The organism is Streptomyces sp. NPDC005878 (assembly GCF_040629815.1).
Lineage (GTDB): Bacteria > Actinomycetota > Actinomycetes > Streptomycetales > Streptomycetaceae > Streptomyces.
This window is the reverse complement of the sequence record NZ_JBEXWK010000012.1, coordinates 89944-104859: the sequence shown is the minus strand read 5'-3', so window position 1 is coordinate 104859 and position 14916 is coordinate 89944. Positions and strand designations below refer to the sequence as shown.

10 protein-coding genes are annotated in these 14916 nt (G+C 75.2%); 4 read left to right on the top strand and 6 right to left on the bottom strand.

All coding sequences use genetic code 11. The features are described 5' to 3' along the window. The first annotated feature begins 156 nt into the window (after nt 1-156). The 3 genes from ettA to ABZ404_RS19670 are packed head-to-tail and all read left to right on the top strand — an operon-like array spanning nt 157 to nt 3010. Nucleotides 157-1821 carry an energy-dependent translational throttle protein EttA gene (gene ettA / locus ABZ404_RS19680; protein WP_358832195.1) on the top strand — a complete coding sequence of 555 codons (1665 nt, stop codon included), beginning with the start codon at nt 157-159 and terminating at the stop codon, nt 1819-1821. 5 nt (nt 1822-1826) lie between these two features. Continuing rightward, nucleotides 1827-2315 carry a thioesterase family protein gene (locus tag ABZ404_RS19675; RefSeq protein WP_358832196.1) on the top strand — a complete coding sequence of 163 codons (489 nt, stop codon included), beginning with the start codon at nt 1827-1829 and terminating at the stop codon, nt 2313-2315. After that, on the top strand, nt 2312-3010 hold the full coding sequence (locus ABZ404_RS19670; RefSeq protein ID WP_358832197.1) for a hypothetical protein: 699 nt from the start codon (nt 2312-2314) through the stop codon (nt 3008-3010). The genes ABZ404_RS19675 and ABZ404_RS19670 overlap by 4 nt, the downstream gene beginning before the upstream one ends. Nucleotides 3011-3476: 466 nt before the next feature. Here ABZ404_RS19670 and ABZ404_RS19665 read toward each other — a convergent pair whose 3' ends face one another. The 4 genes from ABZ404_RS19665 to ABZ404_RS19650 form a co-directional block, all read right to left on the bottom strand. Continuing rightward, entirely contained in the window at nt 3477-4415 is a 939-nt protein-coding gene (locus ABZ404_RS19665; protein ID WP_358832198.1) for an ABC transporter ATP-binding protein, read from the bottom strand. A gap of 113 nt (nt 4416-4528) precedes the next feature. Beyond that, nucleotides 4529-7264, bottom strand: a complete 2736-nt coding sequence (locus tag ABZ404_RS19660; protein WP_358990610.1) for an FtsX-like permease family protein — start codon at nt 7262-7264, stop codon at nt 4529-4531. A 1-nt stretch (nt 7265) separates the two neighbouring features. Next, the gene (locus ABZ404_RS19655; RefSeq protein ID WP_358990607.1) at nt 7266-10574 is read right to left on the bottom strand and encodes an FtsX-like permease family protein; all 3309 of its coding nucleotides are present in this window, start codon (nt 10572-10574) and stop codon (nt 7266-7268) included. Nucleotides 10575-10740: 166 nt separating this feature from the next. Further along, on the bottom strand, nt 10741-11145 hold the full coding sequence (locus tag ABZ404_RS19650; protein WP_358836506.1) for a globin: 405 nt from the start codon (nt 11143-11145) through the stop codon (nt 10741-10743). A 117-nt stretch (nt 11146-11262) separates the two neighbouring features. On the opposite strand from ABZ404_RS19650, the gene ABZ404_RS19645 reads away from it, so the two are divergent. After that, nucleotides 11263-12243: a methyltransferase domain-containing protein gene (locus tag ABZ404_RS19645; RefSeq protein WP_358836507.1), complete on the top strand. Its 981-nt coding sequence runs from the start codon at nt 11263-11265 to the stop codon at nt 12241-12243. A gap of 13 nt (nt 12244-12256) precedes the next feature. On the opposite strand, the gene ABZ404_RS19640 is transcribed toward ABZ404_RS19645, so the two are convergent. Together ABZ404_RS19640 and ABZ404_RS19635 are read right to left on the bottom strand one after the other, a co-directional pair. Next, on the bottom strand, nt 12257-13435 hold the full coding sequence (locus ABZ404_RS19640) for an FHA domain-containing protein (protein WP_358836508.1): 1179 nt from the start codon (nt 13433-13435) through the stop codon (nt 12257-12259). A 118-nt stretch (nt 13436-13553) separates the two neighbouring features. Beyond that, complete coding sequence (locus tag ABZ404_RS19635) at nt 13554-14912, bottom strand: VWA domain-containing protein (protein ID WP_358836509.1); 1359 nt, start codon at nt 14910-14912, stop codon at nt 13554-13556. Between the last annotated feature and the right edge of the window lie 4 nt (nt 14913-14916).

Genomic DNA, 14916 nt, shown 5'->3' with positions numbered 1-14916 from the left:
CGGAGTGACCACCTCGTGACAGTGGCCCCGGTGAGCGCAGGCGCACCGGGGCCACTGGCGTCCCCCGGGAAGTACCCGTTTCCGCCAGGGGGTGGCGGTACGGCAAGATGGGGTGTATCTGCCCACAGCCCGATTCACACTGCCGGACGGTTTCTCTTGGCTGAGTACATCTACACCATGCGCAAGACGCGCAAGGCGCACGGCGACAAGGTGATCCTTGACGACGTCACGCTGAGCTTCCTGCCCGGCGCGAAGATCGGTGTGGTCGGTCCCAACGGTGCCGGTAAGTCCACCGTTCTCAAGATCATGGCGGGCCTCGAGCAGCCCTCCAACGGCGACGCGTTCCTGTCGCCGGGCTACAGCGTCGGCATCCTCATGCAGGAGCCGCAGCTGGACGAGTCGAAGACGGTCCTGGAGAACGTCCAGGACGGCGCCGCCGAGATCATGGGCAAGCTCAAGCGCTTCAACGAGGTCGCCGAGCTCATGGCGACCGACTACTCGGACGCGCTCCTCGAGGAGATGGGCAAGCTCCAGGAGGACCTCGACCACGCCAACGCCTGGGACCTCGACGCCCAGCTGGAGCAGGCCATGGACGCGCTGGGCTGCCCGCCCGGCGACTGGCCCGTGGTCAACCTCTCCGGTGGCGAGAAGCGCCGGGTGGCGCTCTGCAAGCTGCTGATCGAGGCGCCCGACCTGCTCCTCCTCGACGAGCCCACCAACCACCTCGACGCCGAGTCGGTGAACTGGCTGGAGCAGCACCTCTCGAAGTACGCGGGCGCCGTGGTCGCCGTCACCCACGACCGGTACTTCCTGAACAACGTCGCCGAGTGGATCCTGGAGCTCGACCGCGGCCGGGCGATCCCGTACGAGGGCAACTACTCCACGTACCTGGACAAGAAGGCGTCCCGCCTCAAGGTCGAGGGCCGCAAGGACGAGAAGCGCGCCAAGCGCCTCAAGGAAGAACTGGAGTGGGTCCGCTCCAACGCCAAGGGCCGGCAGACCAAGTCCAAGGCGCGCCTCGCCCGTTACGAGGAGATGGCCGCCGAGGCCGACAAGATGCGGAAGCTGGACTTCGAGGAGATCCAGATCCCGCCGGGCCCGCGTCTGGGCTCGATCGTCGTCGAGGTCGAGAACCTCTCCAAGGCCTTCGGCGACAAGGTCCTCATCGACGACCTGTCCTTCACGCTGCCGCGCAACGGCATCGTGGGCGTCATCGGTCCGAACGGCGCGGGCAAGACCACGCTGTTCAAGATGATCCAGGGCCTGGAGACCCCCGACACGGGCTCCATCCGCGTCGGCGAGACCGTCAAGATCTCGTACGTCGACCAGAGCCGCGCCAACATCGACCCCAAGAAGACCCTCTGGGCGGTCGTGTCGGACGAGCTGGACTACATCAACGTCGGCCAGGTCGAGATGCCCTCGCGCGCTTACGTCAGCGCGTTCGGCTTCAAGGGCCCGGACCAGCAGAAGCCGGCCGGGGTGCTCTCCGGTGGTGAGCGCAACCGCCTCAACCTGGCCCTGACGCTCAAGGAGGGCGGCAACCTGCTGCTCCTCGACGAGCCCACCAACGACCTCGACGTCGAGACGCTCTCCTCGCTGGAGAACGCGCTCCTGGAGTTCCCGGGTGCCGCTGTCGTGATCTCCCACGACCGCTGGTTCCTGGACCGGGTCGCGACGCACATCCTGGCGTACGAGGGCGACTCGAAGTGGTACTGGTTCGAGGGCAACTTCGAGTCGTACGAGAAGAACAAGATCGAGCGGCTCGGGGCCGACGCGGCGCGTCCGCACCGCGCCACCTACAAGAAGCTCACCCGGGGCTGATCTTCTTGGCTCGCCACATCTACAGCTGCCCGCTCCGCTGGTCGGACATGGACGCCTTCGGGCACGTCAACAACGTGGTCTTCCTCCGCTATCTGGAGGAGGCCCGGATCGACTTCATGTTCCGGCTGGCGCCGGGGGACGGCTCGCCGTCGTTCTCGGGCGGGTCCGTCGTGGCCCGGCACGAGATCGACTACGTACGGCCGCTGGTGCACCGCCACGAGCCGGTGACCGTCGAGTCGTGGGTCACGAAGATCGGCGCGGCGTCGCTGACGATCGCGTACGAGATCAAGGACCCCGAGCAGGTGTATGTGCGGGCGTCCACGGTCGTGGTGCCGTACGACCTGGCGGCGGGGCGGCCCCGGCGGATCTCCGCGGAGGAGAAGGCGTTCCTCCAGGAGTACGTCGAGGGCCCGGCCGGTGCGGGCGGTGCTGCGCGCGGCGCTGCGGGCGGCGGTGCGGGGAAGCCCGCGGGGTCGGAGCGGGCCGCGGCATGACCGTGAAGCTGGGCTTCGCCGACGCCGGGGAGGTGGCGGATCTCGCCGCCTTCCTGGCCCGGCTGATCCACTACGACCGGTCGGCGGCCGTGCGGCTGCAGGCCGGGGCCGGGGCGCTGGCGGTGTTCGGGCGCCCGCCGGCGTTCGAGGTGCTGGCGATTCGTACGGTGCGGCTGGACGCGGTGGTGGAGCTCGACGTCACCGTGTCGGCGGGTGAGCTCCTGGAGGCCCTCGACGAGCCCGCGTCGGCGGTGGTGGTCCCGGCCGCGGTGACCGGGCCGCCGTGGGCCGGAGTGCTCCCGCCGCGCGGCGGCTGGCGCCGGCTGCCCGGGCTGCCCTCGCCCGAGGAGATGCGGGGCGCGGTCGCGGCCGCGGTGGCGGAGTTCCGTGCGCGGGACGAGGCGCTGCCGGAGGAGTCGCGTACGCGGGCCGAGCGGGAGCGGATCGGGCGGGAGATCTGGTCGCGGACGCTGGGGGAGACCGGGGTGCCGCTGCGGGTGGTGCATGCGGCGCAGTCCCTGGGGTTCCTGCGGGCCGGTGCGTCCTCATCCTCGTCCTCGTCCTCGTCCCCGTCCGGGGGTGGGGCGGAGGTGGCCTTGCTGGGGGCGGGGCCGTGGTTGCGGCTTCGTACGGCGTATGGGTCTGTGGCGGTTCGGAGGGCGGGGGTCGGGGCCCTGCCGTTGTCCCCGCGCTGACGTTTCCCCGGGGCTGGGCTCCGCGCCGGGCCCTGTCCCACGTTTCCCCGAGGGCTTCGCCCCCGGGCCCCGTCCTTTGTCAGCGGACCGTGCTGGGCCACTCGCGCAGTTCCCCGCGCCCCTTATTGGGCCGGGACTTCGGCTGCGGGCCGGTGGTGGGTTGCTCGCGCAGTTCCCCGCGCCCCTCAAGAACTGGGGCTGAGCCGGCTGTTCCGCGTGCCTTCGGACCCCTTGGGGGCGCGGGGAACTGCGCGCTCAGCCCAAGTCAACCGGCAGCCGAACTCCGGGCCTTGAAGGGGCGCGGGGAACTGCGCGACCAGCCCACGACAACCGGCAGCCGGACACCGAACCGATCAGGGGCGCGGGGAACTGCGCGCTCAGTCACAGTCAGCCCGCAGACGCGCTCCGGGCCGCAACCCGCACCCCCGCACACGCGCCCCACCCCGCACCCGCACCCCCGCACTCTTTACTCCCCACCCCCGTCCGGCCACACCTGGATGTGGTCCTGTTCCAGTTCCAGGAGTACTCGGCGTTCCATCGCCAGTGCTTCCGTGTACTCCGCGGGGAGTTGGAGGCGGCCCGCTCGGTCGAGCATCGCGTATTCGCGGGAGATCACGGACTCCTCGCCCGTCTGCTCGTTCAGGTGCGTGCGGCGCAGGACCTCCGTCGAGGTGCGGCCGTCGCGGATCGCCACCGTGCGGCGGACCTCCGTCGCGACCGTCTGGTCGTGGGTGACGATGACGATCGTCGTGCCCAGCTCCTCGTTGGCCGTGCGGAACGCCGCGAAGATCTGTTCCGCCGTGGCGGAGTCGAGTTCGCCCGTCGGCTCGTCCGCCAGCAGGACCGCCGGGTTGTTGGCGAGGGCGACGGCGATCGCCACCCGCTGCTGTTCGCCGCCGGACATCTGGTGGGGGCGGCGGTCGCGGCAGTGGGCCACGTCCAGGAGCGTGAGGAGGTCGTCCGCGCGCGTCGACCTGTTCTTCGCGCGGCGGCCGCGCAGCTGGAGCGGGAGGGAGACGTTCTGGGCCGCCGTCAGATACGGCAGGAGGTTCCTCGCCGTCTGCTGCCAGACGAAGCCGACCACCTCCCTGCGGTAGTCCAGCCTCGCCTTCGCGTCCATCGACAGCAGGTCCCGGCCCGCCACCTTCGCCTGGCCCGCGGTGGGCACGTCCAGGCCGGCCAGGATGTTCATCAGCGTGGACTTCCCGCTGCCGGACGCCCCCACCAGGGCCATCAGCTCGCCCTCGGCGACCAGCAGGTCCAGACCCTGCAACGCCTGGACCTCCACGCCGTCCGTGGTGAAGATCCGGACCAGGCGGTCGCAGGCGATCAGGGCGTCATGGCCGTACGCGGGGCGGTCGCGCCGCGCCGCCGCCCGCTCCTCCAGCTCCGACAGCGTGCGCACCCGCGACCCGGACCCCGCCCGCGGTCCCGGCCCCGCACCCGGCCCGGACCCCGGCCCCGCGCCCGGTCCCGCACCCGCCCCGGCGCCCTCGCTCGTCTCCGTCTCCGGCCCCGTCATCTCGCGTCTCCCGCCCTCAGCTCCGTGACCGAGCCACGCCGGCTCGTCCACCACGCCTGTGCCGCCGCCACTCCCGCCGCCAGTGCCACCACGCACACCGCCGGGACCAGGAGCGACAGCGGATCCGTGCGCAGTCCGCCCCCGGCCGCGGCCGCCGCCGCCGACGGCGACGCCGCCAGGGCCAGGCCGGTCAGGTCCACGCCGGGGGCCAGCAGCTCCGTCGCCGCCCAGCCGGTGAGCGCGCCGCCGAGCGCGGCCAGGGCCGCCTGCGGCAGCGCCTCCAGGATCAGCAGCCGGCGGCCCTGGCGGCGGGTGAGACCCATCGTCCGCAGCCTCGCGAGCAGCGCCGACCGTTCCGGCGCGCCCCGCAGCAGCGAGAGCAGCAGCGCCAGCACCGCGTACCCGGCGCCCGCCGCCACCGCCGCCCCGTAGACGCCTTCCGCCCCCGACTGGAGCGGGGAGTCGACCAGCTTGTGCCGGGCCTCCGAGCGGAGCTGGACCGTGGGGGCGTCGGCGGCGCGGGAGGGCTCGACCGTGCGGCGCAGGGCCGCCGCGTCCAGGCCCGTCCCCGCCACCAGCAGCGTCGTCGGCTCCCGCGCGCCCAGTCCCGCCAGGTCCACCAGCAGGTAGTCGCCGCGCGGGACGGCCGGGGTGCGCTCGCGCACCGCGACCACCTCGACCTGGAGGCGGTAGCCCGCCACCCGCACCTCGCGCGGCCCCCGGCCCAGGTCGGCGGCCACCTTCGGTGAGGCGATCGCCGCCAGCGCCCCGCCGTGGCGGGTCCTGAGGTCGTCGGCCCGGATCGCGCCGAGGCCGGTGCCCGCGGTGAGACGGGCGTACGGGGACGGGTCCGCGCCGATCACCGCGGCCTTGTCGCCGGACGGCAGCCCCACGCCGTACTCGACGCGCGCCGCGGCCACCCGTGCCACCCCGCCGACCTTGGCGACCCGGTCCGCGAGGCCCGGCGGCAGCGGTCCCTGGCTGTCGATCCGCGCGTCCGCGCCCGTCGTGTAGAGCGCCGCCCGGTCGCGCGCGTCCGCCACCCCGGCGAGCACCGAGCCGCCGAACGCGGCCGTGGTCAGCGCGGTGAGCAGGGCGAGCAGCGGGAGGACCCCGCCGCCGGGGGCGCGGCCCGCGCGGGCCAGCGAGAGGAAGCCGACCGTGCCGCGCAGCCGTGCGGCCGGGCGGGCCGCCCAGCGCAGGGGCAGCGGATACAGCCGGACGAGGAGCAGCGCCGCCATCACGCCGATCAGCACCGGCGCCGAGCTGACCAGTGTGTCGGAGCCCGCCGCCGTGCTGCGCCGGCGCAGGGCGTACACCGCGCCCGCGGCCAGGACCAGCAGCGTCAGTTCGGCCACCGTGCGGCGCCGGGAGGGTCTGGCGCGTACCAGGTCGTCGCGGTCGGCGGCGGTGCGGACCGTACGGTGGGCGGCCATCGCCCGTACCGGCAGGGCCAGACACGCCACCGCCGCCACCGCGGCCGCGGCGAGCAGCGCGGGGCCGAGCCGTCCGCCGCGTACGGTCAGGACCGCCAGGGCCAGGCCCAGGGCCGCCGACGGGAGCGCCACCACCGCCGTCTCGGCGGCCAGCCGGGCGCCGATGCCGGGCAGTGAGCCGCCCCGGGCGCGCAGCAGGGTGAGTTCGGTGGTGCGGCGGGCCGCCGCGAGGCCGCCCGCCATCAGCAGGACCACCGCGGCGACCGTTCCCGTGCCGAAGGTGGCGACGGCGACGACCGGGGTGATCGAGTCGCGTACGGAGGCGTACTGCGTGAGGACCGCGTCGAGTTCGGTGGCGACCGTGGTGCCGGGGCCGGCCGACTGGCGCAGCGCGGCGAGCGCCGGGCCGCCCTCCAGGGAAGCCACCGAGGTGGACAGGCCGGGGAGGCGGCGGGCGTTCATGGCGGCGGCGGCCGGGGCGATGTCCGTGTACAGCTCGGCGTTTCCGTCCGCGCCGAGGAGCACGGGCGCCGAGCCGTCGCCGAGCAGCAGTCCCGCGTACCAGTAGTGCGGCGCGTCCGGCTCCGGGGACATGGGGGTGAACGCGGGGTCGCGCAGGACCGACGCGGTGGCCCAGTAGCTCGCCTCCGGCTTCAGCGGCCGCACGATCCCGGTGATCCGGATCGCCAGCGGTTCGCTCCCGGCGCCGGGCACGTGGACGACCGAACCGGGGGAGATGTGCAGCGCCTTGGCGGTCGTGACGGTCACCGCGGCCTCCGCCGTGACGGAGCCCGCCTTCGCCGTCGCGGTGGGCAGCCGTCCGGCGACCAGGCGGCCGTGGTCGGCCAGGGAGGACCGGGAGGCGATCAGCAGCCGTACCGGCAGGCTCTCGGGCCGGGGCAGCCACGGGTCCAGCCGGGGGTCCGTGACCACCTTCTGGGTGGTGCGCACCCCGTACGCCGTCTGGGCCTCGTCCGGCCGCAGCGGTGCCGGGACCGCCGCCATCCGCTCGCGGAAGCCGCGCTCCATGGCCCGCGGACCGAGCGCGGTGCCGGGGTCGGGGTGCTCGGGGTCGTTGGTGACGGGCAGCGCGCCGGCCAGCCGCAGCACCGTGTTCTCCGGGGCGGCCGACGCGACCGCGTGGCGCAGGCCCCGGTCCTCGTACCCGTCGACGCCGCGCGGCAGCGCGCCCGCGAGGAACGCGGTGAGCGCCACCAGCAGGGCGAGCGCGCCCGCGGCGCCCGGCGCGGTCCGCAGCCGGGTGCGCACCCAGGGGGCAACGGCCTTGGTCCTCACGTCAGTTGTCCCCCTGGTGGCGCAGCGAGACCGCCGGGTCGGTGCGCCGCAGCGCCAGGGTCGCGACGATCAGCAGTGGTACGGCGGCGACTCCCGCGAAGAGCACGGCGAGCCGCCCGGCGGGCAGCTCCACCAGCACCTTCGGTACCGGCTGGGTGGCCTGCCCGGTCAGCACGATCAGCGGCACCACCGCGCGGGTGAGCACCTCGCCGAGCGCCAGGCCCACCAGCAGCGCCAGTGCGATCAGCACCCCCTGCTCGGCCGCGATCAGCCGGGCCAGCTGGCGGCGCGGGGTGCCCAGGGCCCGCAGCACGGCGAACTCGGCGCCGCGTTCGCGCAGCGAGCCCGCCGCGCTCACGCCGAAGCCGACCGCCGCCAGGGCAGCCGCCGCGATCGCGGCGGCGATGAGCGCGGCCTGCGGGCCCGCGCCCAGCGGGTCGTCGCGCAACCGCTCGGCGACCTCGGCGCGCACCACCACCTGCTGCGGGTCCATGTCGGGCCGGGCCCGCAGCGCGGCGGCGGCGCGGGCCTCGTCGCCGGGGGCGGTGGTGAGCCACCACTCGGTCGGGGCCAGGCTGTCGCCGGTGCCGGCGAGCGCCTGGTTGACGGCGCGCAGGTCGAGCACGAGCGCGCCGCCGTCGCGGCCGTCCCCGGCGGTGCTCCGCGCCCCGGACCCGGTGGTGGGGAACTCGGCCATCCGGTCGACGACCTTCGCGCGCAGGGTCTGACCGGCCAGGACGGTGGTGACGGTCTGGCCGACCCGGGTGCCGCTGGAGGCCAGGAACCGGTCGGTGGCGATCGCGGTCAGCGCGGGGGCGGCGGGCCGTACGGCGGCGAGCCGGACGGTACGGCTGGGAACCGACGTCGAGAAGGGGCCGGCCGGCGGGCTCGATCCCGTGGTGTACGGCACGCCGAGGCCCTGCCCGTCGGTCCTCGGGGTCAGGGCGACCACGCCGACGGGGCGGGTGGCGACCTCCATGGAGGTGGCCCGCCAGCCGTCGGCGGCGGGAACGGGGACGGCGGTGGTGCGTCCGTCCCGCGCCACGCTCTTCAGCTCGCGCACGGTGAACCGCTGCCTCTCGTCGTTCTCCGGCACGCTGAACTCCAGGTCGAGCCTGGTGAGGGCGAGCGGCGCGGCCGGGTGCCCCACCGGGGCGCCGGCCGCGAGGTCGAGGGAGAGCCGGCGCTCGGCCGCCCGCCCGTCGGCCTCCAGGGTCCCGGCCGGGAGGCGGTACTGGATGCCGAAGCGGTCCTCGACCACCGCCGTCAGGTTCAGGGTGAGCGGGTCGGAGGAGGCCCCGCCCGGGGCGCCCTCGGTGTCGATCCGCAGGCCGAGGACGAGCTCGGCGGCGTCCGCCGGCAGCGGCACCCCGCTGCGGGCCGCCGGGCGCGGGGTGAGTTCGGCCAGCAGCGCGCGGGCCGGGCGGTCGCCGAGGCCGGGGCGCAGCAGCAGGCCGTCCGCGTGCGCGGTGTCCAGGGCCAGCAGCGTCCCGGAGCGCCCGCCGGAGAGCTCCAGCGAGGAGCGGGACGCCGGGGCCACCGTCGTCACGCCGGGGATCTTGTCGTACGAACCGGCCTGGCCGAAGCCGTTCAGGCTCGACCCGGAGACCCGGAGCGGGGTGCCCGCGCGGAAGTCCGCCTGGTCCTCCTGCGAGCGGTCCCAGGACGCGGACTGGCCGATCGCCAGCATGCCCATGGCGACCGCGAGCACCAGCAGCAGCACCGGGCCCGCGCCGCGCAGCGGGCGGCGGCTGAACTGCCAGCCCGCGAGCGCCGCCGAAAGCCCGCGCCCGCCGGCGGCCCGCCGCTCGGCGAGCTTGGCGGCGGGCGGCAGCAGCCGCAGGGTCAGTACGGTCCCGGCGAGCAGGGCGAGGGCGGGGGCGGCCACCAGGAGCGGGTCGATGCCGAGGCCGCCGCCGCCGGTGTCGCTGAGCGCCCCGGAGCCGGAGGTCTGGCGGTCCAGTTGCCAGTAGGCGACCCCGGCGATCACCAGGAGCCCGACATCGGCCCCGGCGCGCACGGAGGCGGGCAGGGTGGCGGCCCGGCCGCGGGTGGTCCGCCCGGCCGACAGGGCCGGGGCCACCACGGCGGCCGCGCACCCCAGCGCGACCAGCGTCGCGACCAGCCACACCGTGCCGGTGGGGGCGGTCTCCAGATGGACGCCGCTGCGGGCGAGCGGGCCGTGGCCCGCGAGGAGGCGGGTGAGCGGCCCGGCGAGCAGCGGGGCGCCGATCGCCGCCGGGACGGCGAGCAGCAGCGCCTCGGTGGCGGAGAGCCCGAGGAGGCGGGCGCGGGAGCCGCCGCGGGCCCGCAGCAGCTCGGTCTCGCCGGTGCGCTCGCTGCTGAGCAGCCGGGCCACGAGCAGCAGCGCGTACCCGGCGAGCAGCACCAGTTGCAGGGCCACGATGAGCAGGGTGGAGCGGGAGACGAGCAGGGAGCGCTCGGCCCCGTCGAGTACGTCGGGCAGTCCGGTGGTGGCGGTCGCGTCGCCCGCGAACACCCCGCCGCCCACCAGGGACTTGGGCCCCGCCTCGGCCGCCGTGCGCAGGGCGGCGATGCGGTCGGTGGTCAGGCCGGAGAAGTCGGCGGTGGCCAGCCAGGACCGCTGGCCGGCGCTGAGCCGTCCGCCGGTGAGCGCGGCGGGGTCGGTGAGCAGGGGTCCGTAGGTGGTGAAGTTGACCCGGCGCGAGCCGCGGCCGCCGAGGTCGTCCAGCTGCCAGTACGCGTCGGTGATGTCGACGGGCCGGTAGACGCCGGTGATCCGGACCTGGACGGCCGGGCCGTTCAGCCGGTCGGTGAGGGGCAGCACGGTGGGCCAGTGGCGCAGGCCGAGCTGGGCCGCGGCGCTCTCGGGGAGCGCGGCCTGGATCTCGCGGCCGGTGCCCGGCGGCCCGGGCCAGCCGCCGCCGGTCAGTCTGACGCGGGCGCGGTCGACGGCGGCGAAGAGCGTGAGGTCCGGCTCGTCGCCCTTGCGGGCGTCGGGGGACTGGAGGGTGCGCGGCAGGGCGTACGGCCCGGACTGCGTCAACGTGGCTGTGGTGACGGGGAGCCGGTCGAAGGTGCGGCTGGCGCCCGCCCGTACGGCGGCGTCGGCGGCCTGCCGTTTCGCCTCGGGGACGGACGCCTTGACGACCAGCGCGGCGGGGGCCGCGGACCGGGTGGTCAGGGTGTGGCGCAGGGCCGCGTCCCCGATGGAGCCGGAGAACGCGGTCAGGGCGGCCAGTACCGAGGTGGTGAGCACGACCGCGAGCAGCGCGGCGGCGAGCAGCAGCCGGTGCGCGCGCACCCGCAGAAACACGAACCCCGTCACACGGCCCCCATGGTCCCGCCCCGCCCCCGAAAGTCTGTACGGATGCTTTCAGAGGGGGCGGGGCGGTGGAAACCGCTTGCGGGGTCACCTTGACCGGATCGTGACCGGAATGCGCTCCCGGAGACCCGCATTCCGGGGCCGGGCCTGCGGAAGGTGAAGTTCCGCTCTACTCCGCCGTGTTGACCATGGAGGCGGCCGCGTACGTCAGGTAGTTCCAGAGCGTCGTCTCGTGCTCCGGGGAGAGCCCCAGCTCGTCCACGGCCTCCCGCATGTGGGTCAGCCAGGCGTCGTGCGCGGCGCGGTCGACGGTGAACGGCGCGTGGCGCATCCGCAGCCGGGGGTGGCCGCGGTGGTCGCTGTAGGTGCGCGGGCCGCCCCAGTACTGGATCAGGAAGAGGACGAGCCGCTCCTCGGCCGGGCCCAGATCGCCCTCCGGATACATCGGCCGCAGCAGCGGGTCCTCGGCGACGCCCCGGTAGAACCGGTGGACCAGGCGCCGGAAGGTCTCCTCGCCGCCGACCTGCTCGTAGAAAGTCTGCTCCTGAAGCGTGCCGCGCGGAATCTCATTCACGTGTCCATGGTCTCAGACGGGGCGGCCGAGGACCGGGGGCCTAGGACCACCCGCCCCCGGGCCCGCGGCGGCGTACGACCGCTCGCCTCCCGGGCCCCGGCGCAGCACAGTGGACCTATGGGCGCATACCGGGATCCGGCCGCCGAGGCGCGGGCGGCCCTCGTCGCGCGGATCGCGGCCGGGGGCGAGCTCGCCGACCCGGCCTGGCGGGCAGCCTTCGAGGAGGTGCCGCGCCACCTCTTCGTGCCGTACTACTTCGTCGGGCGGCCCGGCGGCTACGAGCGGCTGTGGGGCGAGGACCCGGACCCGCGGCGCCGGGCGCGCTGGCTGGAGGGGGTCTACACCGACATCCCGCTGGCCACCCGGCTGCGCGACGGGGAGCTGCTCTCCTCCAGCAGCCAGCCGTCGCTGATGGCGCGGATGCTGGAGGTCCTGGACGTCCGGGACGGGCACACGGTCCTGGAGATCGGCGCCGGGACCGGCTACAACGCGGCGCTGCTCAGCCACCGGCTGGGCGAGGAGCGGGTCACCACCGTCGACCTGGAACCGGAGATCACCGAGTCGGCCCGGACGCATCTGACGGCCGCGGGCTTCCACCCCGCGGTGGTGACCGGCGACGGGGCACGCGGCTGCCCGTCCCGGGCGCCCTTCGACCGGATCATCGCCACCTGCACCCTGCCGTCGGTCCCGGCCGGATGGCTGGCGCAGTGCACGCCCGGCGCGCTGATCGAGGCCCCGCTGGCGACCGGCCTGATCCTGCTGAGGGTGCGCGACGCGGGGCACGCCGAGGGGCACTTCCTGGACACCCCGGCCTACTTCGTCCCGCTGCGCGGCACCGTGCCCGCGCCCGAGGCCCGGGAGCGCGGCCCGCTGACCCGCCCGGGTCTGGAGAACGAGCTCTTCCGCTTCCTGCTGGTGCTGACCGCGGACAGCCTGGACCCGTACGAGGCGTACGCGCTGTGGCAGCGCGAGGGGCGGCCCCGGCGCGAGCGGTTCGGCGTGACGGTCAGCGGCGAGCGGCAGTGGGCCTGGCTGGACGACCCGCAGGGACCGCACACCTGGCCCCTGCGGGACGCCGCGCCGAGGGACGCGCCCTAGGGCGCGTCGCGCCCTAGCCCCGCCGGACGGTCAGCGTCGTCCAGGCGCCCACGTGCACCCGGTCGCCGTCCTGGAGCGGGACCGGCACATAGGGCTGGATGGGCTCCTCGGCGCCGTTGACGGTGGTGCCGTTGGTGGAGTTCTGGTCGACCACCGCCCAGCTGCCGTCGGGCTGCTGGACCAGGACCGCGTGCTGGTGCGAGACGCCCGGGTCCTCCGGCGGCACGGCCAGGTCGATGTCGGGCGCCTCGCCGGTGGAGTGGCGGCGGCGGCCGATGGTGAGCTGGTTGCCGGTGAGGCGGCGCTGCTGCTCGGGGGAGTACGCGGGCAGGTTGAGCCCGGCGGCCTCGGGCCCGCTGCGCTGCATCATCGCCATGAAGTACTCGCGGTCCGGGCCGATGGTCACCGTCCAGCCGGCCTGCTGGGGCGGCGGGGCCTGGAACTGCTGCTGCGGCGGCTGGGGCTGCTGCGGAGCCTGGTGGGCCTGCGGCGCCTGGGTGTGCTGCTGCGGCGGCTGCGACTGGGACGGCGGCTGGATCATCCAGTCGTCGTCCTCCGCACGGGCCGGCGGCCGGAACGCCGGGGGCGCGGGCGGCCCCGCCTGCTGGAAGGCGGGCGGGGGCGGCGGCCCCTGCTGGAAGTGCGGCGGCGGGCCCTGCCGCGGGGACGGGTCCCCGTTCGGCGGCGGCGGCGGTCCCTGGCGGAACGCCTGCGGCGGCCCCTGCTGCTGCGAGGGGTCGCCGGTGAGCGGCTCCGCGGGCCGGTTGACCTGCGAGGGCCGCGAGCTCTGGTACTCGAACGGGTCGCGCTGCTGCTGGGCCGGGGGCGCCGGGGGCGCCTGGGTGTGGCGCGGCGGCGACTGGAACCCGGGCGGCAGGTTGAGGCCCTCGCCCCGCCCGGGGGAGGGCTGGGGCGCCAGCGGCGTGTACGAGGTCGCCGTCCGGGTGAGGTAGTTCCAGCGGCACTCCTCGCAGAAGGGCGTGTTGCCCTCCCGGGGCGTGCGGCACTGCGGGCAGAGCTCCGCCGGGGTGGCGGGCGCCTCGGCACCGGGATAGCCGTAGCCGCCCTGCGGGGGCGGTCCGGGGAAGGCCGGCGGGGGCGGGGGAGGCGGCGGCACGGCGCCCATGCGATGGCCGCAGACCTCGCACCAGTCGTCGGAACCCGACTGGTGTCCGTTCGGGCAGGTCGGCATGGAGTCGCTTCCCCCTCTCCTCGTCCGGCCCCTCGGGCCGAGGCACTCACGTCGTCTCGCTACCGCGCACCGCTGCGTGCGGCGCGCCCCCGGGCCGGTGCCCGGGTCGTTCCCGTCGTCACTTCTTCACGCGTACGGTCTTCGTCGAGCGGGTTTCGAGAGTCATCTCGTCCGCCTCCGCGACCTTCGCCTTCAGTCGCACAGTACCCGTCGCCTCGTCGACGACGTCCACCACCTTCGCGAGCAGCTTGGCCGTATCGGCGTTCCCGGAGGCGGCGGCGAGCTGGACGGCCCGGCCGAGTTTGGCGGTGGCGCCGTCGATATCGCCCGACTTGCGGGCATCCAGGCCCTGTTGGATGACCTGGGCGAGTTCGGCCTGACCCGTGTAGTGGGCGACCTGGGGGTTGATCGCGGTCGAGGCGGCCATGTCCTCGGTCCACACCGCCCGGACCAGCCCTTGCGAGAGGGTCTGCGGGGTGCCGCCCGCCGGGTCGGGCAGGATCAGCGAGACCCGGGCGGCGAGCATCTCCTGGCCGATTCCGGCCTCCGGGACCAGCACGCACACGTGGTAGTCGCGCGACTCGTCGCCCCACGAGCCCGTCGGGTAGTCCCCGGCGCGCGGCCCCGCCTCGGTGCGGCGGCCGGTCAGGTCCTCGACGGCGGGCGCGACCTGCTTGACGAATCTGATCTCCACGCCGACCGGTGTCCACAGCCGCAGCGCGACGTCCGCGACCTCCTTGCCCATCGCGTTCTCCATCATCCGCGTGAAGTCCGCGGCCAGGCCCGAGGGGTCGGCCACGATGTCGGCGGTGCCGAGCAGCGCGGAGGCGATCGCGGTGACCTCCTTGACCTCCCAGTCGGTGCCGACCCCGCGCGCGTCGCAGGTGAAGCGGCCCGCGCAGGCCTCCAGGGCCGCCTGGAGCGCGGCCGGCGACTCGTGTTCGTTGCGGCCGTCGGTGAGCAGGATGCCGTGCCGGATCGGTGCGTCGGCCGAGCTCAGCAGCCGGTCGGCGAGCCGCAGCCAGGTGCCGATGGCGGTGCCGCCGCCCGCGCTGAGCTTGCGCAGGGCCTCCTTGGCCTCGGCGCGGGTGTGCGGGCCGGCGGTGGCCAGGCGGCCGCCGCCGGGGTAGACCTCCTCGGCCCGGTGGGTGCCCGCGACCACCGCGAACGTCACGCCGTCGCGCAGGGTGTCGATCGCGGCGGCCGTCGCGTCGCGCGCGTTGCGCATCTTCGTCGGCGGGTAGTCCATCGACCCCGAGCAGTCGACCATGATCACCACAGCGGCACCCGGCGCCTGCCCCGGCACGGCCGAGGGCGAGAGCGCGGCCCCGGTCAGGGCGGTCCCGCCCACCGTCCCGCCACCCATGGACGTCACGGTGACGATCGCGTTGACCTCGCGGCCGCCCTCCGGCAGGTACTCGTTCTGGTAGACCTCGACGGAGAACCGGGGGGCGGGCGGCTTGGAGAAGTTGGCCATCTGT

Bases quoted from the DNA above. Each gene is read 5' to 3' on its own strand.
- ABZ404_RS19640 (WP_358836508.1), bottom strand. From the start codon at position 13,435: ATGCCGACCTGCCCGAACGGACACCAGTCGGGTTCCGACGACTGGTGC.
- ABZ404_RS19635 (WP_358836509.1), bottom strand. From the start codon at position 14,912: ATGGCCAACTTCTCCAAGCCGCCCGCCCCCCGGTTCTCCGTCGAGGTC.
- ABZ404_RS19670 (WP_358832197.1), top strand. From the start codon at position 2,312: ATGACCGTGAAGCTGGGCTTCGCCGACGCCGGGGAGGTGGCGGATCTC.
- ABZ404_RS19645 (WP_358836507.1), top strand. From the start codon at position 11,263: ATGGGCGCATACCGGGATCCGGCCGCCGAGGCGCGGGCGGCCCTCGTC.